Here is a 25,190-nt window from a genome sequence, read left to right on the forward strand (position 1 = left end):
AGCCCTGTGGTTTCAGGGATTTTTCAAGGTATGCGGTTTATTGCGGGTCTGATCCTTAGCGTCTTGCTGGCAGGTTGCGAGCAACACGCCGCACCGGCCCTCGACCAGCAGCTCTACGTCTGGCAACGCCAATGGACACCTGCGCATGAGCCGGCATTGCGCGACAGTCGCCATGATTTCTCCACCCTGCGCGTGCTGGCGTTGCAGGCCTTTCCCGGCGAGCGGTGGAGCAGGGCGCGGGTTGATCCGGCGTTGTTGAAAGCTGATGGTCGCGCTCTGATCGCAGTGATTCGCCTCGATGGCCAGTTGCAGTCGCTGGACCAGCAGCAGGTCACCGCGCAGATTCTGCAGGTCATTGCCGATTGGCAAGCGCAAGGCCTCACGCTGAACGGTATCGAAATCGACCACGATGCCGGCAATGCACGGCTGCCCGTGTACGCTGAATTCCTCAAACACTTGCGTGCGGTCTTGCCGCCATCGTTGCCTTTGAGCATCACCGCGCTACCGGCCTGGCTCGATAGCGCGCAGTTGCCGGCGCTGTTGCGAAGCGTCGACAGCAGCGTGCTGCAAGTCCACGCCGTGAGCGATCCGCGACTGGGTCTTTTCGACGCCAGGCAGGCGTTGAAGTGGGCCAAGGCCTGGGCACATGTCAGCGACAAACCGTTCTATCTGGCGCTGCCGGCCTACGGCGTTGCGCTGTTGAGCGATGACGGTGGCGCGCCGGTAGTGGAAAGCGAAGTGCAACTGGAGCGCGGCGGGCAGCGCCGGGAGTTGCTCGCCGATCCGCAGCAACTCAGCCAATTGGCCAAGACTTTGCGCGAGGATCCGCCTGAGCATCTGACCGGTTTGATCTGGTTTCGCCTGCCGCTGGCCAACGATCGTCGCGCCTGGAGCCTGGCTACTTTACGCGCGGTGGCTCGCGGAGATGTGCTGAACAGTCAGTTGCGCCTGTCATTCAAAGAGCAGGGCGGTTTGTATGACATCCAGCTCGATAACCGCGGCAATCTCGACAGCCCGTGGCCCGCGCAAATCACCCTAAAGGCGCGGGATTGTGCAGGCGCCGATGCGCTCACCGGTTACTCGTTGCAACAAAGTGCCAATCTGCTTACCTTCACCCGCCTGCGTGACGGCCGCTTGCCGGCGGGCGGACAGCGCGCTGTCGGTTGGGCGCGTTGTGCACATATTGATCAAGGAGGTTCGCATGTTGACCCGTAACTGGCCCCGCCATCTGCTTTGCCTGAGCCTCAGCCTGCCGCTGGGGTCGGCGCTGGCCTGCGGCCCGGACTTCCCGATGCGCCTGCTCGACAACCGCGCGCAGACCCTCGCCGATCTGCCCGAAGGCAGTTTCAGCTTCGAAGTCAGTCGCCTCGGTAAAACCATTGCCGGGCTGAAAAATGTCACAGCGGCGACCCACAACCCCAACGATTATGCCGAAGACAACGCGTCAGAACTGGCGCGCGAACAGGCTGAGCAGGTGGGCCTGAGCGTCGAGCAATACGCTGTGGTCAAGCGCCTGCGCGGGCTCAGCGATGCACGTCAGGCCGAGGAACAGGGCGCCAGTCTGCCGGTGGAAATCCGCTTGTACGTCGCCGGCGCGGTGGCCTTTGCCACTGGCGACCATCAATTGGCCTCGGAGTATTTCAACAAGGTGCTGGCGCTGCCGGCAGACCAGCGTCCGTTGCGCAGCACGTGGGCGGCGTATTCCCTCGGGCGCATCGCCTTTGCCATGAGCAACGCGGCACACGATCGCATCGAAGCGCTGGAACAGGCGCGCGATGCCTTTCGCCAGGCACGGCAACTGAGCATCGACGGCTTCAGCGATCCGCTGGAACTGGGCGTTGCCAGCCTTGGTGAAGAGGCGCGGGCGTTGCGCAGCGCGGGCGACTGGAGCGGCGCCATCGAACTGTACGAAGCACAGAACCTGCACGGTTCGTCCGTCGGTTACACCTCGCTCAAGCAACTGATGAACGAACTGGCCGAATTGCCGGAATCTCACCTGGCCAAACTGCTCCAGCAGCCAGCAGTGCAGCAACTGGTCACGGCGTCGCTGGTCAGCCGTCAGGGCTGGTCTTTCGGTGAGCAGCCGCCGAATGAAAAGAAACTCGTCACACTCCTGCAAAACAGCACCCGTGGCAGCCTCGACAATGCCGATCGACTGGCGGCGATGAGTTATCAACAGGGCGACTACGCGTCTGCCAAGGCCTTTCTGGTAAACGCCGAGGACGGCGGACTGGCCTGGTGGCTGCGGGCAAAACTGGCAGTGCGTGACGGCGACACGACTGCCGCTGCCGCCGCCTACGCCAAAGCCGCCCAGGCCTTTCCGCAGAATGAAGACTGGGGTTATCGCCGCACGCCGGACTGGGCGTTTGAAACGGTGCAGCCAAAATGCCGGGTCGAGGGCGAAAGCGCGATCCTGGCGCTGCAACGCGGCGAATACCTGCAAGCGTTCGTGCAGCTGTATCGCAGCAACAGCCTTTACTGGTTCGATGCCGCCACCGTTGCCGAGCGGGTGCTGACGGTCGATGAGCTCAAGCAGTACGTCGATGAGAATGTGCCGGCGCCGCCGCCATTGACGCAGCAGGAGCGCGACAACTATGTGCCGCTGTCGGTGGCCGCCAATCTGCGCAATCTGCTCGGTCGACGCTTGCTGCGTGAGGGGCGATACGAGGAAGCGGTCGGTTATTTCGCCAGTGACGATCTGCAGCACAAGGCCCGGCTCTATGGCGAGCAACGGCTCAAGGCCGAGTCGGCGTGGTGGCCGAGCAAACGCGCCAGTGCGTTGTACAACGCCGCATGGACGGCCCGGGAGTGGGGCATGGACATCCTCGGTTATGAGATGGCCCCTGATTACGCCACCTTCGGCGGCAATTACACGCTGGAGAGCACGAAGCTGGATGTCGGCCCGCTGATTTCCACGGCGGAAGTGCAGCGCCAGCAGGCCAGCGCCGCGCAACCGGATCTGCGTTATCACTATCGTTTTGTCGCCACGGCACTGGCCAGTCGCGCCGCCGATAACCTGCCGCACACCAGTCAGGCGTTTGCTGCGGTGTTGTGCAATGCCGCCGGCTGGAACAGCAGCCTTGAAGACCAGAGTGCGCTGTATCAGCGCTACGTCAAGGAAGGCCCTTATGTGCCGTGGGCGCAAGACTTCGGCAATCAATGCCCCTACCCGGATTTTGAGAATGCCGACAAGCGCTACGTCACCCAGGTGACCGATGCCGTGCGTGAAACGCTGCGACCGTACAAGTGGCCGGTGCACATCGGCGCGATCATCCTGGTCGCTGTTGCTGCGTTACTGCTGATCACCCGTCGTCAGCGCAAGGTGCGCAAAGGCTAGGCCTGTTGAATGAAGCTCAGGCGTACGGCGAAGCCAATCAACAGACTGCCGAACAGCCATTGCTGAGCGCGCTGGGCGGTTGGACTGTGTTGCAGCCAACGGCCCAGTGCCGCGCCGGTCATGGCGACAACACTGTCGAACAGCAGGCCGACGCTGACCAGCACCAGGCCGAGCATGGCGAACTGTGTCAGCACCGGCGCGCCGCCGCTGACGATAAACTGTGGCAACAGTACCGAGCAGAACAGCAACGCCTTGGGATTAAGCAGGTTGGTCAGCAAACCGCGACGGATCGCACCGCGCCACTGGCCGTGGGCAGGTACCTGCTCTTGGGCTTGCAGGCTCGGCACCAGCGAGCTGCGGAAACACTGGATGCCGATCCACAGCAGATAGGCCGCGCCGGCGATGCGCACCACGTCAAACGTCCACGGCGCCGTTTTGAACAGCGCAGCCAGCCCCAATGCCGCCAGAGCCACGTGGCAGCCGCGGGCGATGGCCAGGCCCAGCGCGGTGGCCAGCGCCGCACCTCGACCTTGCCGCGCACCGGTTTGCAACAGCAGGATCATGTCCGGTCCCGGCAGTAGCAGAACCACAGCCAGCGTCAGGATAAACAGCCACAGACTTGCCACATCCCACCCCCATTCGTTGTTTATTTGCTCGCGCCAGTCTAGAGCGAGGGGGCGGGGCAGGTGCTTGCGTAGTCAGCTTCAAACCATGGCGGTTTTGGCATAACCTGCTGGTTTTCAACCGTCAGACTATCGGAATCTGCCAAAGATGAAACTCGACGCCTATGACCGCAAGATTCTCGCCGCGCTGCAACGCAACGGGCGTTTGAGCAATGTCGAGCTCGCAGAAGAAATCGGCCTGTCGGCTTCGCCGTGTCTGCGCCGGGTGCGCATGCTGGAAGAGGCGGGGGTGATCCGAGGCTACCAGGCCAATCTGGATCGCGATGAAGTCGGGCTGGGGCTGACGGTGTTTGTCGGGGTCAAGGTCGAGCGGCACAACGAAGAACGCGCCGAGGCTTTTTATGCGGCCGTCACTGCGTTGCCTGAGGTGGTCTCAGCGTTTCTGGTGTCCGGCGAATCGGACTTTTTGTTGCAGGTAGTGGTGCCTGACTTGCGCGCTTATGACCGCTTTGTCAGCGCGCACCTGCTGAAACTGCCGGGGGTGAGCGATATTCGCAGCAACTTTGCCATTCACACAGTGAAAGCGCCGGGCGCGTTGCCGTTAGGCCATCTGCCGCTGTAGACCGGGTGGCGCCATTCGCGAGCAGGCTCGCTCCCACATGGGGAACGCATTCCAAAGTGGGAGCGAGCCTGCTCGCGAAGACGGCGGCAAGGTTTGGAACCTACATCTGCGTCGCCATCCCCTCGACATTCATCGCTGCCTGACGCAACGCTTCCGAACGCGTCGGGTGCGGATGGCAGGTCAGGGCAATGTCCTCGGCCGAGGCGCTGAACTCCATCGCCACACAGAATTCGCCGATCATCTCGCTCACGCTCGGCCCGACCAGATGCACGCCAAGCACTTCGTCCGTGCGCTCGTCGGCGAGGACTTTGGCAAAGCCCTCGGTTTCGTGATTGATCTTCGCCCGGCTGTTGGCAGTGAAGGGAAACTTGCCGACCTTGTAGGCACGGCCCTCGGCCTTTAGCTGTTCTTCGGTCTGGCCGACGCTGGCCAGCTCCGGTTGGGTGTAGATGACGTGGGGGATCAGCGCGTAATTGACCTCGCCAGCCTTGCCGTGGATCTGCTCGACGCAGGCCATGGCTTCGTCTTCAGCCTTGTGCGCGAGCATCGGGCCGGACGTGACGTCGCCGATCACCCAGACCCCGGCGGCTTCGGTGCGATGTTGCTTGTTGGCGAGCATGCCGCGTTTGTCGGTACTGAGGCCGACGTTCTCCAGCCCCAAGCCCTGGGTGTACGGCCGGCGCCCGATGGCCACCAGCACATAATCGGCTTCGATCAGTTCAGCCGTGCCGCCAGCGGCAGGCTCGACACTCAGCTGCACGCCTGTGGCGGAACTGGTGGCGCTGGTGACCTTGGAACTCAATTTGAAGGCAATGCCTTGTTTGCTCAGCGCGCGCTGCAAGGTCTTGCCGGCCTCGCCATCGACGCCGGGGCAGATGCGATCAAGGTATTCGACCACGGTGACCTGCGCGCCGAGTCGGCGCCATACCGAACCCAGCTCCAGGCCGATCACCCCGGCACCAATCACTACCAGATGTTTGGGTACTTCACTCAATGACAGCGCGCCGGTGGAATCGAGGATGCGCTGGTTGTCGATCTCTACGCCGGGCAGGGGAGTGGGCTCGGAACCGGTGGCGATGATTATGTCCTTGGCGCTGAGCTCGCTCTTGTTGCCTTGAGCGTCGGTCACCGTCACTTTGCCCGGGCCGTCGATATGGCCCCAACCCTTGATCCAGTCGACTTCGTTCTTGCGAAACAGAAACTCGATGCCCTTGGTCAGGCCGGCGACGCTCTCGTCTTTTTGTTTCATCATCTGCGCAAGGTTCAGCGTCGGTTTGACCTCGATGCCGAGATTGGCGAACTCCGTGCCCACCGCAGCGGCGTACAGCTCTGACGCATGCAACAAGGCTTTGGACGGCATGCAGCCGACATTCAGGCAGGTGCCGCCGAGGGTTGCACGTCCTTCGACGCAAGCGGCCTTGAGCCCAAGCTGACCGGCGCGGATCGCTGCGTTATAACCGCCGGGGCCACCGCCCAGAATTACCACGTCATAGTTGCTCATGCGCTTGCTCCAGATTGCTCGAAGGGGATAGCCAAGATTAGTCGCGATAAAAATTATGTGCGTAATATGAGCTGTGCCGAACATTTCGGTCAAGGCTTCAGGCAAGCGACAGCTGCGGCATCTTTGAATAAGCACAATTGTGTACGAATATTTCACAGTTTGCGTTATATCGTAACGCTATGAACGCAGAGCCTACATTTTCGGGGTGTTATGCAAGTCGATCTTGAGTTGGACGCCACGCCAGTCACTGGACTGCCGCGCTTTCAGCAGGCAGCCGCGCAGTCACGCAAATTGCGTCGGTTGGCGTATGGACTTGGCGCAGTGGCCGGGTTGGGCTGGGTGCTAGCGTTTTTCGTCGGCCTGTTTGCGCCGCAGTCCCTGTGGTTGCCGTTGTTGGTCAATCAGAGCGCGGCGTTGCTGGTGCTCGTCGCCGGTCTGCAATCGGCCTGGTGGGTGACGCAATGGCGCGCGCGGGTGATGCATCCGCCCGCTTCGCAATCGACCGTCGTGGAGGAGGGCGCCGCTGCCGAGGGCTGGTACGAAAGGCTGCTGGAGCGATTGAGTCAGCAGAGCCGCCATCTGCTTGGACAAATCGGTGCGCAGACGTTGTGGCTCGGCGGCTGGGCGTTGCTGGTTCTGCTTGGTATTGAGCAGGTGTGGAATCTCACGTTGCCTGCGGCGGCCTTGGGGCTGTCGGCGAGCATCGGTGCGGCATTGGCGTTGTTGCTGGCGTTTGCCCTGCTGGTGCTGGAGCGGCACCTGGCGCAGGAACCGCCGGCGCAATGGCCGGAAGCGGCTGCGCTGGCGCAACTGACCCGGGTGGTGATCATCACACTCTTGATCGGTGCGCTGTGTCTGTTGTTTGCCAGCGAAAGCGCAGTCTGGCCGGTACGCGTGGCGGTGCTCAGCGCAGTCCTGCCAATGTTGGTTGCCGTCGAACTGCTGCTGCGCGCGTTAGTGTCTGTCTTCAGCCCGCGGCGTGAACAACTGGAACCGCCCCTGCTGGCGCGCAGTTTTATCGCCGATATGCTGCGCTGGCCGCCGCAGCCATGGCTGGCGTTGCAGCATGAAATGCACAATCGGTTCGGCATCGATCTGCGGCAGATCTGGGCCTTCAGTTACATGCGTCGGGCCTTGTTGCCGGTGCTGGCGGTGGTCGCCCTGAGCGGCTGGCTGCTGACCGGCGTACATGAGATTCCTCTGCACGGTCGCGGCATCTACGAGCGCTTCGGTAAACCGGTACAGGTGTTCGGCCCGGGTTTGCATGCCGGTTTGCCCTGGCCATTGGGGCGTGTGATCTCCGTTGAAAACGGTGTGGTCCATGAACTGGCAACCAGTGTTGGCGAAAAGCCAATCGCCGTGCAGTCCGATTCCGCTGAAGGCCCGGCGCCGCTGACCGCCAACCGTTTGTGGGACGCCAGCCACGTCAACGACAAATCCCAGGTCATCGCCAGCAGCCGCAGCGCGCAACAGGGCCTGCAAATCGTCAACATGGACGTGCGCTTCGTTTATCGCATCGGTTTGAACGACGAGGCGGCACTCGCCGCGACTTATAACAGCGCCGATGTACCGACACTGATTCGCAGCACCGCCAGCCGCATCCTGGTTCACGATTTTGCCTCGCGCACCCTCGACGGTCTGCTCGGCGACGACAGGGCTGGACTGGCTGGGCAAATCGGTCGCGCAGTGCAAAGCGATCTGAACAGATTGAACAGTGGCGTGGAGATCCTTGCCACAGTCGTCGAAGCGATTCATCCACCGGCCGGCGCGGCGAATGCCTACCACAGTGTGCAAGCGGCGCAGATCGGCGCGCAGGCGTTGATCGCTCGCGAACGCGGGGCGGCTGCGCAGGCCACTAACGAGGCGCAGTTGCAGGCGAGTACGGCGCGGGATAAGGCAACGGCAAACGCGCGGGAGATCAACGCCGTTGCGCAAACAGCAGACCTGAAATTCAGCGCCGAACAGAAAGCCTTCGCCAGTGCTGGCCAGGCCTTCGTGCTGGAGCAATATCTCAGCCAGCTCAGTCAGGGCTTGAGTAAAGCCAGGTTGCTGATACTCGATCATCGACTTGGCGGGAGCGCAAATGCGCCAACCATCGATCTGCGTACTTTCACACTGCCGACTGATCCGTCGCCCGCCCGTACCACCGCTCAACCAGGAGCCACCCATTGAGCCAGTCGCCTGTTCATGACGTTCACGACCACAGCGGCCACGACCACGGCCACGGCCACGGCGGGCATCACCATCATCATGGGCATCACCACCATCACGGCGAGGTGCCAGAAGTCGGACCATTTCCGTGGCGGCGTATGGGCTGGGCTGCGTTGCTGGTGGCGTTTGCCATTGCCGCCGCAAGTCTGGTGCAAGTGCGCTCCGGTGAAGCCACGGTCATCACCCGTTTCGGTAATCCTTCGCGGGTATTGCTTGATCCCGGTTTGAGCTGGCGCTGGCCGGCACCGTTCGAAGCGGCAATCCCGGTGGACTTGCGTCTACGTACCACCTCAAGTGGTTTGCAGGACGTCGGCACCAAGGACGGTTTGCGCATCATCGTTCAGGCCTACGTGGCGTGGCAGGTGCAGGGTGATCCTGAACACGTGCAGCGTTTCATGCGTGCCGTGCAGAATCAGCCGGACGAAGCGGCGCGGCAGATTCGAACCTTTGTCGGCTCAGCGCTGGAGACCACGGCCAGCAGTTTCGATCTGGCGAATCTGGTCAACACTGATGCCAAACAAGTGCGCATCGGCGATTTTGAAACGCAGTTGCGTCAGCAGATCGATCAACAGTTGCTTGCTACATATGGCGTGCGCGTTGTGCAGGTGGGTATCGAGCGTTTGACTTTGCCATCGGTCACGCTCAGCGCCACGGTCGACCGCATGCGTGCCGAGCGTGAAACTATTGCTACGGAACGTACAGCGATCGGCAAACGCGAAGCGGCGCAAATTCGCTCCGCCGCCGAGCGCGATGCGCGGATCGTCCAGGCCGATGCGACGGTGAAAGCCGCCGATATCGAAGCGCAATCCCGGGTCGAGGCTGCGCAGATTTATGGGCGCGCTTACGCCAGTTCGCCGCAGCTTTACAACTTGCTGCGCTCCCTCGATACCCTCGGCACCATCGTCACGCCGGACACCAAATTGATTCTGCGCACCGATGCCGCACCTTTCCGCGTATTGGTCGACGGCCCACCGACGCTCGACAACAAAGCTGGATCGCAGCCATGAGCGAAGAAGTTCCACGTGGAACACATGCGTTGAACAGTCCGTGGATTCAGGCCGGTCGTCTGACCTTCATCGCCCTGTATGCGATCACTGTTTTGGCCGCACTGGCATGGGTGTTCTCGAATGTCCGGCAAATTGATCCGCAGAACCGCGCCGTGGTGCTGCACTTCGGCGCGCTGGATCGCGTTCAGAATGCCGGGCTGTTATGGGCGTGGCCGCAACCCTTTGAACAGGTGGTTCTGTTGCCGGCGGCGGATCGGATGATCGAGCGCCGAGTGGAAAATCTGTTGCGCAGTGACGAGGCGTTGACGGCTGACCGGGTGGCGTCCTTCGCCACGCCATTGAGTGATGCACTCGCCGGGTCTGGTTACTTATTGACCGGCGATGCCGGCGTAGTGCAACTGGACGTGCGAGTGTTTTACCAAGTCTCCGATCCCTATGCGTTCGTGTTGCAGGGCGAACATGTGCTGCCAGCACTCGATCGGCTGGTGACGCGCAGCGCCGTGGCCCTGACCGCCGCGCGAGATCTCGACACCATTCTGGTCGCTCGCCCGGAACTGATCGGCGCCGACAATCAGGCGGCCGAGCGTCGTGAGCGATTGCGCGGTGATCTGGTGCAAGGCATCAACGCGCGACTCGCTGAACTGAAGGCGAGCGGCCAGGGTATTGGCATTGAGGTGTCGCGGGTGGATGTGCAATCAAGTCTGCCGGAGCCAGCGGTCAGTGCCTTCAATGCGGTTCTGACGGCCAGTCAGCAGGCTGACAAAGCAGTGGCTAACGCGCGCACCGATGCCGAGAAACTTGCCCAGTCCGCCAACGAACAGGCAGACCGCACGCTGCAGGTAGCTCACGCGCAGGCGGGCGAGCGTCTTGCCAAAGCCTCGACCGATACCGCAACCGTCTCGAGTCTGGCCACGTCTACCGACCCGCAAATGCTCCTGCGTCTGTATCGCGAACGCCTGCCGAAAATTCTCGGTCAGGCCGGGTCGGTCACCACCGTCAATCCGAAAGACGATTCCCGGTTGATCATTCAAGGAGCCAGTCAATGACGGCGACCACCGCTGCCCCAGGCCTGTTGTCCTCGGCCGAACAACGTCGCGCCGCGCGCCAATTGACCCTGGCGATGCTTGCGCTCGGGTTGCTGGGTCTGGGTTTGCTCTGGCGCTGGATGCTCCCGGAGCAAACCGGTGTCAGCCAGTTGCTGCTCGGTTTCGCCTCGTTGCTCGTAGCGGTTCCGGTGATGCGTTCGGCTTGGTACAGCCTGCGTTACCCGAGCCTGCACGGCATCACCGATCAGTTGATCGCGCTGGCCATGCTCGGTGCATGGGCGACCGGTGATCTGCTCACCGCGTCGTTGTTGCCGATCATCATGATCTTCGGCCATGTGCTCGAGGAGCGCAGCGTGATCGGCTCCCAGGAAGCGATCAATGCGCTTGGCCAGTTGACCCGCAGCCATGCGCGCAAGCTGCAAGCAGATGGTTCGATCATTGAAGTGGACAACGGCACGCTCAGCGCTGGCGATGTTGTCGAGGTGCGGGCCGGTGATCGTGTGCCGGCGGACGGTCGGGTCTTATCGGGGCAGGCGAGCCTTGATACCGCGTCGATTACCGGTGAGTCGGTGCCGATGGAGGCGGGGATGGGGATGCTGGTGTTCGGCGGCGCGATCAACCTCGATGGATTGCTGCGCGTCGAAGTCACTCGCACCGGCGACGAATCCACTTTGGGCAAAGTCATCGCCCTGATGCAAAACGCCGAGCGCTCGAAACCGCCGATCACGCGATTGCTCGAACGCTATGCCGGCAGCTACATGGTGCTGGTCTTGTTGCTGGCGGCGGTGACCTGGTTCGTCACCCATGATGCACAGGCGATGCTCGCGGTGTTGGTGGCGGCGTGTCCGTGTGCGTTGGTGCTGTCGGCGCCGGCCACGGCGATTGCCGGTGTTGCCGTCGCCGCGCGTCACGGGATTCTGATTCGCAGTTCGGCGTTCCTCGAAGAACTCGCCGATCTGACCTCGCTGGTGGTCGACAAGACCGGCACGCTGACGTACGGCACCTTGCGTTTGCAGTCGATCGACAGCCCGGATGCGGACACCGCCGAAGTGCAGACACTGGCCGCCAGTCTTGGCGCGGCAAGCAGTCATCCGGTGAGCCGAGCACTCGCTGGGCTGGTTGACCAGGAAGCGTATTGGCCTCTGACCAACATCCATGAGCGCCAAGGCTTGGGCGTAGTGGCGACGACAGAAAAGGGCGATGCCGCGCTCGGTCGTCCAGAGTTGTTCGCGCAACTGGGTATCACAACCACCCTTGTTCCTGAGCACGATGGGCCGATTGCCGGGTTGGCTTTGAACGGTGAATTTCTCGCCTGGCTTTTGCTCGCCGACAGCATCAAACCGGAAGCGGGCTTTGCCTTGAACGAGTTACGCGAATTGGGGCTGGGACGCCAACTCCTGCTGACGGGGGATCGCCAGAGCGTTGCGCGAACGTTGGCGCAGGAAGTCGGGCTGAACGAAGTCCAAGCGCAAGCGCTTCCGGAGGACAAACTCAATCGCGTACTGAAGGAAATCGATCACGGCTTCCGCCCGATGGTAGTAGGCGACGGCATCAACGATTCACTCGCGCTCAAGGCCGGCGTGGTCGGCGTGGCGATGGGTGCTGGCGGCGCTGACATTGCCCTGGCGTCGGCGGACATCGTCTTGATCGGCAGCGATTTGCGCCGCCTGGGTACCTGCGTGCGCTTAAGTCGTCAGTGCCGGCGTACTTTGCAGGTCAATGTGATCATCGGCCTCGGCTGGACCCTGGCCATCGTGGTCTTCGCGGCGTTCGGCTGGCTTGGTGCGGCCGGGGCGATGATCGCGGCGCTGCTGCATAACCTGAGTACCTTGTTGGTATTGGGCAACGCCGGACGTTTGCTGCGCTTTCAGGAGCCATTGCTCAGGCTCGACGCTTAGGATAAATGAAAGAAAATTCATCGAACCGCCGAGTGCGCAGGCAGTCATCTATCGTAAGACGCGTCGTCTGTGGCGTTCAGCCGATGTGCCGATCACGATAGACAAGGCCGATCGAATCGATAGCCTGCTATTTTTCCAGGTTGGTCTACCCTCAGATCAGACGTCTGAAACAAGGGGGGATTTTCCATGCTCGCGCAACTTCCACCGGCCTTACAGAATCTGCAGTTACCGCTTCGCCTGCGACTCTGGGACGGCCACGAGTTCAATCTGGGCCCGACGCCCAGCGTAACCATCGTCGTCAAGGACCCGCAGATGGTTACTCAATTCACCCACCCAAGCCTGGATGCGCTGGGTGCGGCGTTCGTCGAAGGCAAGCTGGAACTGGAGGGCTCGATCAGCGAGGTCATTCGGGTTTGCGACGAGTTGAGCAATGCGCTGCTCGACGAAGACGAAGGCAGTCAGCCGGTGCGTGCGCATCACGACAAAGACACCGACGCCAAAGCCATTTCCTATCACTACGACCTGTCGAATGCGTTCTACCAGCTCTGGCTGGATAGCGACATGGCGTATTCCTGTGCCTATTTCGAAACCGGTAGCGAAACCCTCGAACAGGCGCAGCAAGCCAAATTCCGCCATCTGTGCCGCAAGCTGCGCTTGCAGCCGGGCGAGTATTTGCTGGATGTCGGCTGCGGTTGGGGCGGTCTGGCGCGGTATGCGGCGCGAGAGTTCGGCGTAAAGGTGTTCGGTATTACTTTGAGCAAGGAGCAGTTGGCGCTGGCGCAGGAGCGGGTCAAGGCCGAGGGTCTGGAAGATCAGGTCGAACTGCAATTGCTCGACTATCGCGATCTGCCGCAGGACGGCCGCTTCGACAAGGTTGTCAGCGTCGGCATGTTCGAACACGTTGGTCATGCCAATCTCGCCGAGTATTGCGCAACGCTGTTTGGCGCGGTGAAAGAGGGCGGCCTGGTGATGAACCACGGCATCACCGCCAAACACACCGATGGCCGCCCGGTTGGACGCGGCGCTGGCGACTTTATCGAAAAATACGTGTTCCCCAACGGCGAGTTGCCGCATCTGGCGATGATCTCAGCCGAGATCAGTGAAGCCGGGCTGGAAATCGTCGATGTCGAAAGCTTGCGCCTGCACTACGCGCGCACGCTCGATCACTGGAGTGAGCGACTGGAGGATAACCTCGAAGCTGCGGCGAAACTGGTGCCTGAGCAAGCACTGCGTATCTGGCGTCTGTATCTGGCCGGTTGCGCGTACGCCTTTGCCCGGGGCTGGATCAATCTGCATCAGATCCTCGCCGTGAAAGCGCATCCGGATGGCAGCCACGAACTGCCCTGGACCCGCGACGACATCTACCACCCCTGAAACGGGGCGCTCAGAGTATCGGCGAAATCAGCCGGGCGATCCGCATTCCGACCTGTTGCAGGCGGTGGATCTCCCGGCTTTCTTCTTTGGCCACTTCATCGGCCAGGGCGAAATCGTCATTGAGCATGTGTTCCACAGCGGCGGCGAACTCGCTGTCGACGGTCAGTAACATCACTTCGAAATTCAGGCGGAACGAGCGATTATCCAGATTAGCGCTGCCGATGGCGCTGATTTCGCTGTCGATCAGCACCACTTTTTGATGCAGAAAACCCGGTCGATAGCGGAACACCCGCACGCCGGCACGCACCGCCTCGAAGGCATACAGGCTGGAGGCGGCATAGACGATGCGATGATCAGGCCGCGACGGCAACAGCAGGCGCACATCAACACCGCGCAACACTGCCAGCCTTAGCGCGGCAAATACCGCTTCGTCCGGGACAAAGTAAGGGCTGGTGATCCATACGCGTTGCGTTGCTGCGTGAATGGCTTCGACGAAAAACAGCGAGCAGGTTTCGTAGGCATCCGCCGGGCCGCTGGCGAGCAATTGGCAAAGCACGCCGTCCTCCGGATACGCATCCGGAAGGATCAACGGCGGCAGAGTACGAGCAGCCCAGAACCAATCTTCGGCGAACGATTCCTGCATGCAGGCCACCACCGGCCCGCGGACTTTGACGTGGGTGTCACGCCACGGCGCCAATGGTGGCTTCTCACCCATGTATTCATCGCCGACGTTATGCCCGCCGACAAAGCCGACTACGCCATCAACCACAACGATTTTGCGGTGGTTGCGGAAGTTGACCTGAAAGCGGTTGAGCCAGCCGCTGCGCGTGGCAAAGGCTTTGACCTCGACGCCGGCATCACGTAGCGCCTGCACGTAATGATGGGGCAGGGCATGGCTGCCGATGCGGTCGTAGAGCAAATGAATTGATACGCCTTCGGCGGCTTTCTTCAACAGCAGATCACGCAAGCGCTGGCCGAGCCGATCGTCGTGAATGATGAAGAACTGGATCAGCACGGCTTCCTTCGCTTGTGCGATCGCCTGAAAAATCGCATCGAAGGTCGCGGTGCCGTTCACCAGCAGTTGCACCTCGTTGTTCGCCAGGCACGGCATGCGCCCCAGTTTCGGCATTGCGCGCAGTGAGGCGTAGGCACTCGACGCGCGAGCGGCCAAGGCTTCTTCCACCCACGGGCGCCAGTTCAATTCGGAAATGGCCAGACGCATCTGCTCGTTGGCCTGGCGCCGCGCCTTGATGTAGCCATCGAAGGTGCTGCGACCAAATACCAGATATGGAATAAGCGTGAGGTAGGGAATGAAGATCAGCGACAATGCCCAGGCGATCGAGCCTTGCGCAGTGCGCACGGTGAGCACCGCATGGATCGCAGCGATCGAACCGAGTGTGTGCAACAGGGCGATCAGGTAACCGAAAATGTGCGGTCCGAAAAAATCCATGGGGCAGCCTTGCTCCGCGAGATGCAATGCTTAACAGACCATGTTCTGCGGCGAATGTCTCTATTTAATCGGTGCATGAACCGACGCAACCGGCCGGCGTCTAACGGCCACAACTGATCAGGAGTTACTCGATGAACGTTCGTCTGCTGGGTTTGGCGCTGGGCCTGGGTTTGGCATTGCCGGTGGTTGCGCAGGCGCAAATGCTGCAGCCGGGGTTGTGGGAAATGTCTTCGAGCAATCTGAAGGTCGATGATCAGGCCATGGATGTGCAATCGATTCTTGGCCAGATTCAAGGCCAGATCACCCCGCAGCAGCGCGCGGCGCTGGAGAAAAACGGCATCAACATCGGCGGCAAAGGCATCCGCGCTTGCCTGACGCCGCAGCAGGTGGCGACCAACGACATCCCGTTGGCCGACCCGCAATCGGGCTGCAAGCAGCAGATCACCGAGCGCACCGGCAACCAGTGGAAATTCCGCTTCAGCTGCCCGAAGGCCCAAGGCACCGGTGTGGCGACATTCCTCAGTGACCGCGAATTCACCACCGTCGCCAATGGCACCTTCAACGCCATCGGCATCAACCAGAAGGGCAGCCTGGAAACCCGTGCGGTGTGGCTGGGTCAGGATTGCGGCACGGTAAAACCCCGCGCTTGAACCCTCTGCGACGCCCACAGTTGGAACCCATTCCAACTGTGGGCGAGCCTGCTCGCGAATAGATCGGAAGTGCACCTCAAGTCATGGCTGACTCAACGCCTTGTACAGCGTATTGAGGTTGTATTCGAACAGCCCGGTAAAGGTGCTCGCCGGTCCGCTCGCCGCCAGTGCATCCGAGTACAACGTGCCGCCAATGTGCGCGCCGCTTTCATCCGCAATCTGCTTGAGCAGGCGCGCGTCCTTGATGTTTTCCATGAACACCGCTTTGACCTTGGCCTGGCGAATCTGCGTGATCAGCGCAGCCACTTCGGCGGCAGAGGGTTCGCGTTCGGTGGACAAACCCTGTGGCGCGATAAAGTCGATGCCATAGGCCTGACCCAGATAGCCAAAGGCGTCGTGGCTGGTGACGATCTTGCGATTGCCCGGCGGCAGCGCGCCGAGTTTGCTTTTGGCTTCGGTGAGCAGGGCGTAGATCTGCTTGAGGTAGGTCTGGCTGTTGCGCTCGTAGTCAGCCTTGTTGGCCGGGTCGGCGGCGATCAGCGCCTTGGTGATGTTGGCGACGTACAACTCGGCGTTCGCCAGATTGTGCCAGGCGTGTGGATCGGGAACGGTTTCGCCGTCCTCATCGAGCGAACGTGGAATCACCCCGCGACTGGCACTGATCACCGTTGCCTTGCTCTCGGTGCTGGTCACCAGGCGATCCAGCCAAGGCTCGAAACCGAGGCCGTTCTTGATGATCACTTTGGCTTTGAGCAACGCCTTGGCATCGTCCGGGGTCGGCTCGTAGGTATGCGCATCGGCATCCGCGCCGACCATGTTGGTGATCTCAACGTGCTCGCCGCCGACCTGATGAACCATGTCGGCAAGGATGCTGAAGCTGGTGACCACCGGCAGTTTTTCGGCGGCTGACAATGACATCGACAGCATCAGGCTGAACAGCACGAGTAGAGCGCGCATCGGGAAACACCTCATTGGGATGTGAGCAAAGGCGGGCGGCGCAGCAAACCGTGAACCGGTCCGAACACCACCGACAACAGATAGCCGACCCCCGCGACCAGCACGATGGCCGGTCCGCTGGGCAGCGAGTAGTAGAACGACAGCAGCAAGCCGAGCCACACAGACACGCAGCCCATGACCGCGGCGACGGCAATCAGTAGCGGTAGGCGGCGACTCCAAAATCTCGACGCAGCAGCCGGAAGCATCATCAGGCCGACTACCATCAGTGCGCCGATGGCCTGAAAGCCGATCACCAGATTCAGCACGACCAGAGTCAGGAACACGCCATGAGCCAGCGGCCCGAGGCGACTGACCGTGCGCAAGAACAATGGGTCCAGTGTGTCCAGCAGCAGAGGTTTGTAGATCGCCGCCATCGCCATGAGGCTGACCGCCGAGACCCACAGCATGCCGGTCAGTGTCGGCCCGTCTACGGCCAACGCTGAGCCGAACAGCAAGTGCAGAAGGTCGAGGCGCTTGCCGGCGATGCCAAGGATCAAAACGCCGCTGGCCAGTGAGATCGGATAGATCGCGGCGAGGCTGGCATCTTCTCGCAACCCCGTTCGCCGGGTGATCCAGGCCGCGAGTCCGGCCATGCTCAGCCCGGCTCCCAAGCCACCGAGGGTGAGTGCGGGAAGACTCAAACCGGCAAACCAGAATCCCAGCGCTGCACCAGGGAGAATGCCGTGGGCGACGGCGTCACCGATCAAACTCATACGCCTGAGTATCAGAAAAACACCCAAGGGCGCCGTGCTGCATGCCAGCACCAGGCCGCCGAGCAAGGCGCGGCGCATGAACACGAATTCGCTGAACGGCTGCCAGAAATGGCTGACGGTGGCGAGCATCAGGCGACCTGCATGTGCGGTGTTGGCTGGATCAGTTCTCGGCTGGTTCCGTACACGCAGTGGCCGTTTTTGATCAGCAGGGTATGCGGAATGTGTTGGCGGACAGCCGCCAGGTCATGGCAGACCACAAGCAGTGTCCGGCCTTCGGCGTGCCAGTGGTGAATGTGCTGCCAGAGCAATTGCTGGCCGAGTTCGTCGAGTGCGGCGTGCGGTTCGTCCAGCAACAGCACCGGGGCGTCAGCAAGGCTCAGTCGCGCGAGCAGGGCACGTTGTAGCTCACCGCCGGACAGGGCCATCAACGGGCGCTGTTCGAGTCCACTCAAATGCCAGTCTTCCAATGCGTTTTTCAGTCGCTGCGTGCGCAGCTGTGTCGAGAGCCGACGGCCCCAGAAACCTGCGGCGATGAGCTCTTCGAGGCTGATTGGAAACTGCCGATCCAAATGTTGCTGTTGCGGCAGAAAGGAAATGCCGCTTTGGCGTGGAACAGCCATTTCCACCTTGCCGGCCAAGGGCTTCTGCAAACCGGCGATGACTTTCAGCAGACTGCTTTTGCCGCAGCCGTTGGCGCCGATGATTGCGGTCAGGCTGGCGCTTTCGAACTCAAGACTCAAAGGCGTCGTCAGCGGTTGGCCGGGTGCGCCCCATACCAAGGATTGGCAGCGGATCATTTTTGCTCCCGTCGCCAGCTGCTTTCGGCGACGGCGTCATGGGCATGCAGGCTTTCGGCGTGGATCACGCGGATGTGGAATTGGTTGATGCCGGGCTTGCGCTGCAGTGCCAGATTGAGGCGGCGCGCGGCGTCTTCGCAGAACATCAGGTTTTGCCCATTGGCGAGTGCGAAGGCTTGCTCGTCGGGTCGCTTTACTGCGGTCTGTACGGCGGTGCCGAGGGCCGCTTCAGCGTCATTGATGATCGCGGTCAGCGGTAGCTCGTCGATGAAATTGTCGAGATGCAGGTGCAGTTGCGCATAGCTGCGTTGGCTGTGCGGCGTCGCTACGATCCCTTTGGTTGAGCCAAGCCATGCTAAAACATCTGCATGTTGCAGAGCCTTGTTGGCGAAATCGTCGGCGAATTGCTGCTGGATCAATTGCCTTGCCAAGGCTGCGGAGCATGGGCACGTCGAGGAATAGGGCAGTTCAATTTTTAGTTCCACGTGGAACATTTGCTGTTTCAGGCTCGCTGAAATGGACGCCGGATAGGATTTCCAGCCGGCCAAGGGGCTGACCAACGCGGGTCGTTTCAGCAACAATTCGGTGTGAATATTCAGATACGCGCAGGCGGATAGACCTTGATGGCTTGTCAGAAAACACTTGAGTACCTGATGCAGCAAAGCGGGAGAAAGGCTTCGCTGTTCGAGGGTTTCGAGTGCCAGATACAAGCGCGACATGTGAATACCACGCGCTTCACCATCATCGAGACTCACGCCAGCGTCGACTCTGGCGCTGAGGCATTGGCCTTCAAGCACAACGGGTAGAGCAATCCCACGCATGCCTACCCAGTCGAGGGGCAGTGCCAAGCGTGCAGATTGGGCGGCGATATCCGGGAGAGTAAGAGCATTCATGGTTGAGACCGTCGTGTTGATCTCTATTTACGTTACATTATAACAATCCATTCAGCGATGCTTTTTTCATGAAAAGGATTTCACTAGCAGCCCGTCAGCCGGCTGCAAGTGAACCTTGCGCTGCTCCCTCCCGAGCTGGAGAAGCGGTTGATGGTTGTCCAGCCGACACGGCGGGTGTAGCCAACCCAAGCCTCGCCATCGGAGGCGATGCCGGTAAAAAAGGTCAATTGGCCGAAGCGGCTGTTGGTCTGCGCCCAATAGCGATGGCCGTCCTTCTCGAATCCGCGCAGGTAAAGCGTGGTGCCTACCGTATTGACGCTATAGGCATTGCCGTCGGCGTCCACACACGCCAGCAGATTAGCGCTGCGTGTGCAGTGCGCCGGCCCCGGCATGTGCGCCTGTGCTTGGCTGGCCAGCGACATGGCAAAGCTCAAAAGCAGGCATTTCAACCCCTTGTTCATTGCGAGTTTCCACGATCGGTGGTGCAGCAATTTGCGAAATCTCCTGTGTCGGACTGGCAAACTTAAGTTGTTATACTATAACATAAATCGCAACCAGCCTGAGCTGCCGATCACAATCGTATGCCTTCTTTGACCCGGTTAAATGAAGCGCAACACGCCAAGCGCACACCTAAAAGCGTAAATCGGCTGCCTTTTATGAGGATTATCCAGTGTCAGCCAAATTACCCGTAACCGTACTTTCAGGATTTCTCGGTGCCGGAAAAAGTACACTTTTGAATTACGTACTACGTAACCGAGACGGCTTGCGCGTTGCGGTGATCGTCAACGATATGAGCGAGATCAACATCGATGGCAGTGAAGTCCAGCGCGATGTCAGCCTGAACCGCGCTGAGGAAAAACTCATCGAAATGAGCAATGGCTGTATCTGCTGTACGTTACGTGAAGATTTACTGGAAGAAGTCAGCAAACTCGCTCGCGAGGATCGTTTCGATTACCTGCTGATCGAATCCACCGGCATTTCCGAACCGCTTCCGGTTGCTGAAACCTTCACCTTCCGCGATGAACAGGGGCAAAGCCTCGCCGACATTGCTCGCCTCGATACCATGGTCACCGTGGTCGACGGTGTGAATTTCCTGCTCGATTACCAGGCGGCCGAAAGCCTCGCCTCTCGCGGCGAGATTCTCGGTGAAGAAGACGAGCGCTCCATCACCGATCTGTTGATCGAGCAGATCGAGTTCGCCGACGTCCTGCTGATCAGCAAAATCGACCTGATCAGCCAGCACGAGCGTGAAGAACTCACCGCCATCCTCAAGCGCCTCAATGCCCAGGCTGAAATCATTCCAATGGTGATGGGCGAAATCCCCCTGGAGAAAATCCTCAACACCGGTCGTTTCGATTTCGAGAAAGCCGCACAAGCGCCCGGATGGCTGCAAGAATTGCGCGGTGAGCACGTCCCGGAGATACAGGAATACGGCATCGCCTCGACGGCCTACCGCGCGCGCCGGCCATTTCACCCGCAACGCTTCTTCACCTTCATCGATCGGCCTTGGCTGAACGGCAAGCTGCTGCGCTCCAAAGGCTTCTTCTGGCTCGCGAGCAAACCCACCGATGCCGGTAGCTGGTCCCAAGCAGGCGGCTTGATGCGGCATGGATTCGCCGGTCGCTGGTGGCGTTTTGTACCAAAGAATCAATGGCCGCAGGATCAGGAAAGTGTCCAGGCGATCATGGGAAACTGGATTCCAAGCGTAGGAGATTGCCGCCAGGAGCTGGTTTTCATCGGTCAGAACATAGATTTCCTACAGCTCTCCGCCGAACTCGATGCCTGTCTGCTGACCGACGAAGAAATGGCCATGGGTGTAGAAGGCTGGCGTTCGCTGCCTGATCCATTCGGCCCTTGGCACGAAGAGGCCGCCTGATGCTCGCACTCCAAGATCAGCCGCTGCTTACCCGTCATCAGCACCAGGGGCTGACACCGGAAACGTTGACGCGAATCCTCGAAGACCAGACCAATCTCGCCGTCTGGCAACGTCAGCTGCCCGTGCACATTGCCGATTTTGCGCAATTGGTGCTGTCGCTCAACGAGCCCTTGGCCGAGTCGTTGTGTCTGGAATTGCCCGACGAAGATGCCGAACCGGATCTCGCCGGTCTGGCTGCAGGGCTGCGTGATCTGCAAGGTTTCGAAGGTTTCATGAGCGATCTCAAATGGCTGATCAGTGCCTTCGCCTGCCTGCTCGGTGCGCGGCGTATCGGCGTGCGTTTGCGTGTGCTGGACAAGGCCATGTGTCCGCGCTTCCACGTCGATCACGTGCCGGTGCGCTTGATCACTACTTACGCTGGCATCGGCAGCCAATGGCTTGAGGAGGGCGCGATGGATCGCCTGCAACTTGGCCAGGCCAATGCCGAACCGCAAGATCCAGCGTCGATTCGTCAGCTCAACAGCGGCGACGTCGCGCTGCTCAAAGGCGAAAAATGGCACGGCAATGAAGGCTTCGGCCTGATCCATCGTTCGCCGCAACCGGCACCCGGTGAACGCCGTCTGTTGCTGACCCTCGACTGGCTCGGCTGACACATCAGGGCTTGCGCCAGGCGCCCTGGCTCTGGCCTTCGCAATACGGCTTGAGATACGCCGCATCAGTGGCCACGCCGTAATAGTGGATATCCTGGCGATAGGGCATATTGGCGACTTGCGCGTTGCTGCACACGCCGAAAGCACCGCTGGGGCACTGGTCGACGTATTGCACCTCGACCTTCTGCCCGGCCAGCGTCGGTTGGCAGAAGCCGTCATTGAACAATTTCTGCGGAATCGTCCGGTTCTGCTGACAGACTTTGACGTCGAGCCGTTCGCCCTGTGTGTGCACCACGCAGGCCTGAGCCCACGCTTCACTCGACAGCAGCGCCAACAGCAACGACCATCCCGACCAGCGCATCTTCGATCTCCTCAATAACTGTCCGCAGAAAAGTGCCCGCCATGTTGCAGAACATTCCGACCCACGTCATCGCCGGCCCGTTGGGCGCCGGCAAGACCAGCCTGATTCGTCAGTTGCTGGCGCAACGGCCTGCGGACGAGCGCTGGGCGGTGCTGATCAACGAGTTCGGCCAGATCGGTCTGGATGCTGCATTGCTGACGAATGACGCCGATGGTATCGCACTGGGTGAGGTGGCCGGGGGCTGCCTGTGTTGCGTCAATGGCGCGCCATTCCAGATCGGCCTCGGCCGCCTGCTGCGCAAGGCCAGGCCGGATCGACTGTTTATCGAGCCATCCGGGCTGGGCCATCCGGCGCAGTTGCTCAAGCAATTGAACGAGGCGCCGTGGCTGGGCGTGCTGGCGGTCCAGCCCTGTGTGCTGGTTCTGGACGCTCAGGCACTGCACGCGGGTAGAACCCTGCCGGACGCCCAGCAGCAAGCGTTGGCCAGCGCGGGTTTGCTGTTGTTGAACAAGGCCGAAGATCTCGATGAAGCGGTTCGAGAGAAAATCGCCAGCCAGTTGCCGCCCGTCAGGCTGATCTGGACGCAGCAAGCGCAACTGCCTCTGAGCGAGCTGCCGGGTCTGAAAGCAAAAGCAAACGAAGGCGCAGGGCATCTGCCGCTGCCCACTGGATTGGCACAGCTGCCAGCGGTCTGGAGCGATCCGGCCGAACCGATTTGCCTGAGTCAGGCGCAGGAGGGTGGGTGGAGCATCGGTTGGCGCTGGCATCCGCGGCAGGTATTTGATCAAGTACGCATCGCCTATTGGCTGAGCGCGCTTGACTGGAAGCGGGCGAAACTCGTTATCCACAGCACGGATGGCTGGGTTGCGGGCAATGCGCTGGAGCATGCCGAGCTGAGTTGGCAAGCCAGCGAATGGCGAAAAGACTCAAGAATCGAGCTGATCTTCGCTGAACCGCAGAACATCGAACAGCTGCAAGCCGGTTTGGCTGAATGCCGGATTCAGTGAGTCAGCTCAAGGCTTCCACTTGGTATGTTCCTGGCGCCACTGGCTCAGCTCGATGACTTCGGCGCGAGGCTTGTGGACTTCGACCACCGGCGGCGTATCGTCGAACGGCGCCGGGTAGGGCGCCAGTTCAATCTGCGCACTGTGCGCGCCGAACTGGGTGACGGTGCCGTTGTGGCGGCTTTCGCCGGTCACGGTGAACTCGAAGTTATAGACCCGCGCCAGCCGCCGGCGACCATTGGCATCCTTGATCAGCCCGATCTTTTTCAGCGCGACGTTACCGTCCAGCAGTTCAACGCCGACATTGGTGCAATGCTGTTTGACCCGCTCCAGCGCGCGCTCGCGCAAGCCGTGGTTGTGCCATAGCCAGGCACCAGCGGCGGCGAACAGCATCAGCACGAAGATGTTTTCCAGGGTCAGCATCTACATCGAACTCCAAATGATGGCGTCAGCTTAACTGTCTCGCCGGTCTGTCGTACAGGCTGTGTTTCGTCGCATACTGCGCGGCTTGAATTTCAATCGTTTTACGGAATGACCCGAATGAAACGTACGCCTCATCTGCTCGCCATCCAGTCCCACGTGGTGTTTGGCCACGCCGGCAACAGCGCTGCGGTTTTTCCGATGCAGCGCGTCGGGGTCAACGTCTGGCCGCTCAACACCGTGCAGTTTTCCAACCACACCCAGTATGGTCAGTGGGCCGGGGAAGTGCTGGCGCCGCAGCAGATTCCCGAGCTGATCGAAGGCATCGCCGCAATTGGCGAGTTGGGCAATTGCGACGCGGTGCTGTCCGGCTACCTCGGCAGCGCCGCGCAGGGACGGGCGATTCTCAGCGGTGTGGCGCGGATCAAAGCGGTCAATCCGAAGATGCTGTACCTGTGTGATCCGGTCATGGGTCATCCGGAAAAGGGTTGCAGCGTGCCCACCGAGGTCAGCGATTTCCTCCTCGATGAAGCTGCGGCCGTGGCGGACATCATGTGCCCGAACCAATTGGAGCTGGACAGTTTTTCCGGGCGCAAGCCGCAGTCGTTGTTCGATTGCCTGGCGATGGCACGAGCGCTGCTGGCGCGCGGACCGAAAGCGGTACTGGTCAAGCACCTGGATTACCCGGGCAAACCGGCGGATGGGTTTGAAATGCTGTTGGTGACCGCCGAGGGCAGCTGGCATCTGCGCCGTCCGTTGCTGGCGTTTCCGCGTCAGCCGGTGGGCGTCGGCGATCTGACCTCTGGTCTGTTCCTGGCGCGGGTACTGCTGGGCGACAGCCTGCTGGCGGCATTCGAATTCACCGCAGCAGCGGTGCATGAGGTGTTGCTGGAAACCCAGGCGTGCGCCAGTTATGAGCTGCAACTGGTGCGGGCGCAGGATCGCATTGCGCATCCGCGGGTGAAATTCGAGGCTACAGCGATCAGTCTCTGAGACCGGGTCGTCTTTATTCGCGAGCAGGCTCGCTCCCACAGGAAGAATGCATTCCAAATGTGGGAGCGAGCCTGCTCGCGAAAGCCATTTGTCAGGCAACATCAATCAAGGCTGATCAGGCGTCGCCCTTGATCTCCTGATAACGCTTCTCCAGTTCCTGACGAATCTGTCGGCGCTGCTGCGCCTGTATGAAGCGGCGCTTGTCTTCGCTGTTCTGCGGTTGCAGCGGTGGCACGGCGGCCGGTTTGCGCTGATCATCCACCGCGACCATGGTGAAGAAACAGCTGTTGGTGTGGCGCACCGAGCGTTCGCGGATATTTTCGGTGACCACTTTGATGCCAACTTCCATCGACGTGTTGCCGGTGTAGTTGACCGAGGCGAGGAACGTCACCAGTTCGCCGACATGAATCGGCTCGCGGAAAATCACCTGATCCACCGACAGGGTCACCACGTAGCGCCCGGCATAACGGCTGGCGCAGGCGTAGGCCACTTCGTCGAGGTATTTGAGCAGGGTGCCACCGTGGACATTGCCAGAGAAGTTGGCCATGTCGGGGGTCATCAGTACCGTCATCGACAGCTGGGCGTTTCCGGGTTCCATAACGTTCTCACGGATCAAGGCTGATTGCAGGAAGCGCCTCTGCGGGCACCTGGTGGCTTTTCAAAAAGCACCGTTATCGGGACGCCGCGCGGCGGGCCGCCGTCACGCCGGTAGCGATCTGTTTCCATATATTGCACCGGCTTCCAGAGCGAAGTCGCGGTGTTAACCTG

Annotated in this window: 24 protein-coding genes; 13 read left to right on the top strand and 11 right to left on the bottom strand. The window is 60.8% G+C overall.

Annotation, left to right across the window (positions count from 1 at the left end; all coding sequences use genetic code 11):
- Positions 1–30: 30 nt before the first annotated feature.
- Both D8U61_RS26765 and D8U61_RS26770 read left to right on the top strand, forming a co-directional pair.
- Complete coding sequence (locus D8U61_RS26765) at positions 31–1,215, top strand: DUF3142 domain-containing protein (protein ID WP_125927537.1); 1,185 nt, start codon at positions 31–33, stop codon at positions 1,213–1,215.
- Complete coding sequence (locus tag D8U61_RS26770) at positions 1,202–3,337, top strand: hypothetical protein (RefSeq protein WP_130927997.1); 2,136 nt, start codon at positions 1,202–1,204, stop codon at positions 3,335–3,337. Before D8U61_RS26765 ends, D8U61_RS26770 begins: the two co-directional genes overlap by 14 nt.
- On the opposite strand, the gene D8U61_RS26775 is transcribed toward D8U61_RS26770, so the two are convergent.
- The gene (locus tag D8U61_RS26775; RefSeq protein ID WP_125927535.1) at positions 3,334–3,963 is read right to left on the bottom strand and encodes a LysE family translocator; all 630 of its coding nucleotides are present in this window, start codon (positions 3,961–3,963) and stop codon (positions 3,334–3,336) included. The genes D8U61_RS26770 and D8U61_RS26775 overlap by 4 nt on opposite strands.
- Before the next feature lie 145 nt (positions 3,964–4,108).
- Here D8U61_RS26775 and D8U61_RS26780 point away from each other — a divergent pair, with 145 nt between their 5' ends.
- Positions 4,109–4,582, top strand: a complete 474-nt coding sequence (locus tag D8U61_RS26780) for an Lrp/AsnC family transcriptional regulator (protein ID WP_024014870.1) — start codon at positions 4,109–4,111, stop codon at positions 4,580–4,582.
- 100 nt (positions 4,583–4,682) lie between these two features.
- On the opposite strand, the gene lpdA is transcribed toward D8U61_RS26780, so the two are convergent.
- Positions 4,683–6,083 carry a dihydrolipoyl dehydrogenase gene (lpdA, locus tag D8U61_RS26785; RefSeq protein ID WP_130927998.1) on the bottom strand — a complete coding sequence of 467 codons (1,401 nt, stop codon included), beginning with the start codon at positions 6,081–6,083 and terminating at the stop codon, positions 4,683–4,685.
- Positions 6,084–6,293: 210 nt separating this feature from the next.
- Between lpdA and D8U61_RS26790 the strand changes: the two genes are divergently transcribed.
- The 5 genes from D8U61_RS26790 (at position 6,294) to cfaB (ending at position 13,619) form a co-directional block, all read left to right on the top strand.
- Positions 6,294–8,255 (top strand): protease modulator HflK, encoded by a 1,962-nt coding sequence (locus D8U61_RS26790; RefSeq protein WP_130927999.1) that lies wholly within the window; start codon positions 6,294–6,296, stop codon positions 8,253–8,255.
- Complete coding sequence (locus D8U61_RS26795) at positions 8,252–9,301, top strand: protease modulator HflC (protein WP_125927532.1); 1,050 nt, start codon at positions 8,252–8,254, stop codon at positions 9,299–9,301. The genes D8U61_RS26790 and D8U61_RS26795 overlap by 4 nt, the downstream gene beginning before the upstream one ends.
- Positions 9,298–10,347 (top strand): protease modulator HflK, encoded by a 1,050-nt coding sequence (locus D8U61_RS26800; protein ID WP_130928000.1) that lies wholly within the window; start codon positions 9,298–9,300, stop codon positions 10,345–10,347. Before D8U61_RS26795 ends, D8U61_RS26800 begins: the two co-directional genes overlap by 4 nt.
- On the top strand, positions 10,344–12,245 hold the full coding sequence (locus D8U61_RS26805) for a cation-translocating P-type ATPase (protein ID WP_130928001.1): 1,902 nt from the start codon (positions 10,344–10,346) through the stop codon (positions 12,243–12,245). The genes D8U61_RS26800 and D8U61_RS26805 overlap by 4 nt, the downstream gene beginning before the upstream one ends.
- A 186-nt stretch (positions 12,246–12,431) precedes the next feature.
- A complete protein-coding gene (cfaB, locus tag D8U61_RS26810) occupies positions 12,432–13,619 on the top strand; it encodes a C17 cyclopropane fatty acid synthase CfaB (protein WP_122612801.1) in 1,188 nt (395 codons plus the stop codon).
- A 10-nt stretch (positions 13,620–13,629) separates the two neighbouring features.
- Here the strand turns inward: cfaB and cls are convergent, their stop codons facing one another.
- Positions 13,630–15,069 (bottom strand): cardiolipin synthase, encoded by a 1,440-nt coding sequence (cls, locus tag D8U61_RS26815; RefSeq protein ID WP_024014864.1) that lies wholly within the window; start codon positions 15,067–15,069, stop codon positions 13,630–13,632.
- Positions 15,070–15,200: 131 nt separating this feature from the next.
- Here cls and D8U61_RS26820 point away from each other — a divergent pair, with 131 nt between their 5' ends.
- Positions 15,201–15,719 (top strand): DUF3617 domain-containing protein, encoded by a 519-nt coding sequence (locus tag D8U61_RS26820; RefSeq protein ID WP_016772436.1) that lies wholly within the window; start codon positions 15,201–15,203, stop codon positions 15,717–15,719.
- Between the two features lie 81 nt (positions 15,720–15,800).
- Here the strand turns inward: D8U61_RS26820 and D8U61_RS26825 are convergent, their stop codons facing one another.
- From D8U61_RS26825 to D8U61_RS26845, 5 genes are all read right to left on the bottom strand, one after another.
- Positions 15,801–16,676 carry a metal ABC transporter substrate-binding protein gene (locus tag D8U61_RS26825; protein ID WP_130928002.1) on the bottom strand — a complete coding sequence of 292 codons (876 nt, stop codon included), beginning with the start codon at positions 16,674–16,676 and terminating at the stop codon, positions 15,801–15,803.
- Positions 16,677–16,687: 11 nt separating this feature from the next.
- Positions 16,688–17,557, bottom strand: coding sequence for a metal ABC transporter permease (locus D8U61_RS26830; protein WP_123441889.1), 870 nt, complete (start codon positions 17,555–17,557; stop codon positions 16,688–16,690).
- A complete protein-coding gene (locus tag D8U61_RS26835; RefSeq protein ID WP_122698756.1) occupies positions 17,557–18,225 on the bottom strand; it encodes an ATP-binding cassette domain-containing protein in 669 nt (222 codons plus the stop codon). The genes D8U61_RS26830 and D8U61_RS26835 overlap by 1 nt, the downstream gene beginning before the upstream one ends.
- Positions 18,222–19,118 (bottom strand): GTP cyclohydrolase FolE2, encoded by an 897-nt coding sequence (gene folE2 / locus D8U61_RS26840; RefSeq protein WP_130928003.1) that lies wholly within the window; start codon positions 19,116–19,118, stop codon positions 18,222–18,224. The genes D8U61_RS26835 and folE2 overlap by 4 nt, the downstream gene beginning before the upstream one ends.
- Before the next feature lie 83 nt (positions 19,119–19,201).
- Positions 19,202–19,579: a glutamine synthetase gene (locus tag D8U61_RS26845; RefSeq protein WP_130928004.1), complete on the bottom strand. Its 378-nt coding sequence runs from the start codon at positions 19,577–19,579 to the stop codon at positions 19,202–19,204.
- Between the two features lie 209 nt (positions 19,580–19,788).
- On the opposite strand from D8U61_RS26845, the gene zigA reads away from it, so the two are divergent.
- Complete coding sequence (gene zigA, locus D8U61_RS26850) at positions 19,789–20,994, top strand: zinc metallochaperone GTPase ZigA (RefSeq protein ID WP_130928005.1); 1,206 nt, start codon at positions 19,789–19,791, stop codon at positions 20,992–20,994.
- The gene (locus tag D8U61_RS26855; RefSeq protein ID WP_130928006.1) at positions 20,994–21,644 is read left to right on the top strand and encodes a DUF1826 domain-containing protein; all 651 of its coding nucleotides are present in this window, start codon (positions 20,994–20,996) and stop codon (positions 21,642–21,644) included. The genes zigA and D8U61_RS26855 overlap by 1 nt, the downstream gene beginning before the upstream one ends.
- Positions 21,645–21,648: 4 nt before the next feature.
- On the opposite strand, the gene D8U61_RS26860 is transcribed toward D8U61_RS26855, so the two are convergent.
- Positions 21,649–22,005 (bottom strand): hypothetical protein, encoded by a 357-nt coding sequence (locus D8U61_RS26860; RefSeq protein WP_016772443.1) that lies wholly within the window; start codon positions 22,003–22,005, stop codon positions 21,649–21,651.
- A gap of 41 nt (positions 22,006–22,046) precedes the next feature.
- Between D8U61_RS26860 and D8U61_RS26865 the strand changes: the two genes are divergently transcribed.
- Positions 22,047–23,012 (top strand): CobW family GTP-binding protein, encoded by a 966-nt coding sequence (locus tag D8U61_RS26865; protein WP_130928007.1) that lies wholly within the window; start codon positions 22,047–22,049, stop codon positions 23,010–23,012.
- A 6-nt stretch (positions 23,013–23,018) separates the two neighbouring features.
- Here the strand turns inward: D8U61_RS26865 and D8U61_RS26870 are convergent, their stop codons facing one another.
- On the bottom strand, positions 23,019–23,432 hold the full coding sequence (locus tag D8U61_RS26870) for a DUF3301 domain-containing protein (protein WP_076564658.1): 414 nt from the start codon (positions 23,430–23,432) through the stop codon (positions 23,019–23,021).
- Positions 23,433–23,549: 117 nt separating this feature from the next.
- On the opposite strand from D8U61_RS26870, the gene pdxY reads away from it, so the two are divergent.
- The gene (pdxY, locus tag D8U61_RS26875; RefSeq protein ID WP_042608042.1) at positions 23,550–24,422 is read left to right on the top strand and encodes a pyridoxal kinase PdxY; all 873 of its coding nucleotides are present in this window, start codon (positions 23,550–23,552) and stop codon (positions 24,420–24,422) included.
- Positions 24,423–24,537: 115 nt separating this feature from the next.
- Here pdxY and D8U61_RS26880 read toward each other — a convergent pair whose 3' ends face one another.
- The gene (locus tag D8U61_RS26880; RefSeq protein WP_094469908.1) at positions 24,538–25,020 is read right to left on the bottom strand and encodes an acyl-CoA thioesterase; all 483 of its coding nucleotides are present in this window, start codon (positions 25,018–25,020) and stop codon (positions 24,538–24,540) included.
- Between the last annotated feature and the right edge of the window lie 170 nt (positions 25,021–25,190).

The organism is Pseudomonas sp. Sample_14, from assembly GCF_004307515.1.
Taxonomy (GTDB): domain Bacteria; phylum Pseudomonadota; class Gammaproteobacteria; order Pseudomonadales; family Pseudomonadaceae; genus Aquipseudomonas; species Aquipseudomonas atacamensis.

Bases quoted from the DNA above. Each gene is read 5' to 3' on its own strand.
- D8U61_RS26765 (WP_125927537.1), top strand. From the start codon at position 31: ATGCGGTTTATTGCGGGTCTGATCCTTAGCGTCTTGCTGGCAGGTTGC.
- D8U61_RS26770 (WP_130927997.1), top strand. From the start codon at position 1,202: ATGTTGACCCGTAACTGGCCCCGCCATCTGCTTTGCCTGAGCCTCAGC.
- D8U61_RS26780 (WP_024014870.1), top strand. From the start codon at position 4,109: ATGAAACTCGACGCCTATGACCGCAAGATTCTCGCCGCGCTGCAACGC.
- lpdA (WP_130927998.1), bottom strand. From the start codon at position 6,083: ATGAGCAACTATGACGTGGTAATTCTGGGCGGTGGCCCCGGCGGTTAT.
- D8U61_RS26790 (WP_130927999.1), top strand. From the start codon at position 6,294: ATGCAAGTCGATCTTGAGTTGGACGCCACGCCAGTCACTGGACTGCCG.
- D8U61_RS26800 (WP_130928000.1), top strand. From the start codon at position 9,298: ATGAGCGAAGAAGTTCCACGTGGAACACATGCGTTGAACAGTCCGTGG.
- D8U61_RS26805 (WP_130928001.1), top strand. From the start codon at position 10,344: ATGACGGCGACCACCGCTGCCCCAGGCCTGTTGTCCTCGGCCGAACAA.
- cfaB (WP_122612801.1), top strand. From the start codon at position 12,432: ATGCTCGCGCAACTTCCACCGGCCTTACAGAATCTGCAGTTACCGCTT.
- cls (WP_024014864.1), bottom strand. From the start codon at position 15,069: ATGGATTTTTTCGGACCGCACATTTTCGGTTACCTGATCGCCCTGTTG.
- D8U61_RS26820 (WP_016772436.1), top strand. From the start codon at position 15,201: ATGAACGTTCGTCTGCTGGGTTTGGCGCTGGGCCTGGGTTTGGCATTG.
- D8U61_RS26825 (WP_130928002.1), bottom strand. From the start codon at position 16,676: ATGCGCGCTCTACTCGTGCTGTTCAGCCTGATGCTGTCGATGTCATTG.
- D8U61_RS26830 (WP_123441889.1), bottom strand. From the start codon at position 17,557: ATGCTCGCCACCGTCAGCCATTTCTGGCAGCCGTTCAGCGAATTCGTG.
- D8U61_RS26835 (WP_122698756.1), bottom strand. From the start codon at position 18,225: ATGATCCGCTGCCAATCCTTGGTATGGGGCGCACCCGGCCAACCGCTG.
- folE2 (WP_130928003.1), bottom strand. From the start codon at position 19,118: ATGAATGCTCTTACTCTCCCGGATATCGCCGCCCAATCTGCACGCTTG.
- D8U61_RS26845 (WP_130928004.1), bottom strand. From the start codon at position 19,579: ATGAACAAGGGGTTGAAATGCCTGCTTTTGAGCTTTGCCATGTCGCTG.
- D8U61_RS26855 (WP_130928006.1), top strand. From the start codon at position 20,994: ATGCTCGCACTCCAAGATCAGCCGCTGCTTACCCGTCATCAGCACCAG.
- D8U61_RS26860 (WP_016772443.1), bottom strand. From the start codon at position 22,005: ATGCGCTGGTCGGGATGGTCGTTGCTGTTGGCGCTGCTGTCGAGTGAA.
- D8U61_RS26865 (WP_130928007.1), top strand. From the start codon at position 22,047: ATGTTGCAGAACATTCCGACCCACGTCATCGCCGGCCCGTTGGGCGCC.
- D8U61_RS26870 (WP_076564658.1), bottom strand. From the start codon at position 23,432: ATGCTGACCCTGGAAAACATCTTCGTGCTGATGCTGTTCGCCGCCGCT.
- pdxY (WP_042608042.1), top strand. From the start codon at position 23,550: ATGAAACGTACGCCTCATCTGCTCGCCATCCAGTCCCACGTGGTGTTT.
- D8U61_RS26880 (WP_094469908.1), bottom strand. From the start codon at position 25,020: ATGGAACCCGGAAACGCCCAGCTGTCGATGACGGTACTGATGACCCCC.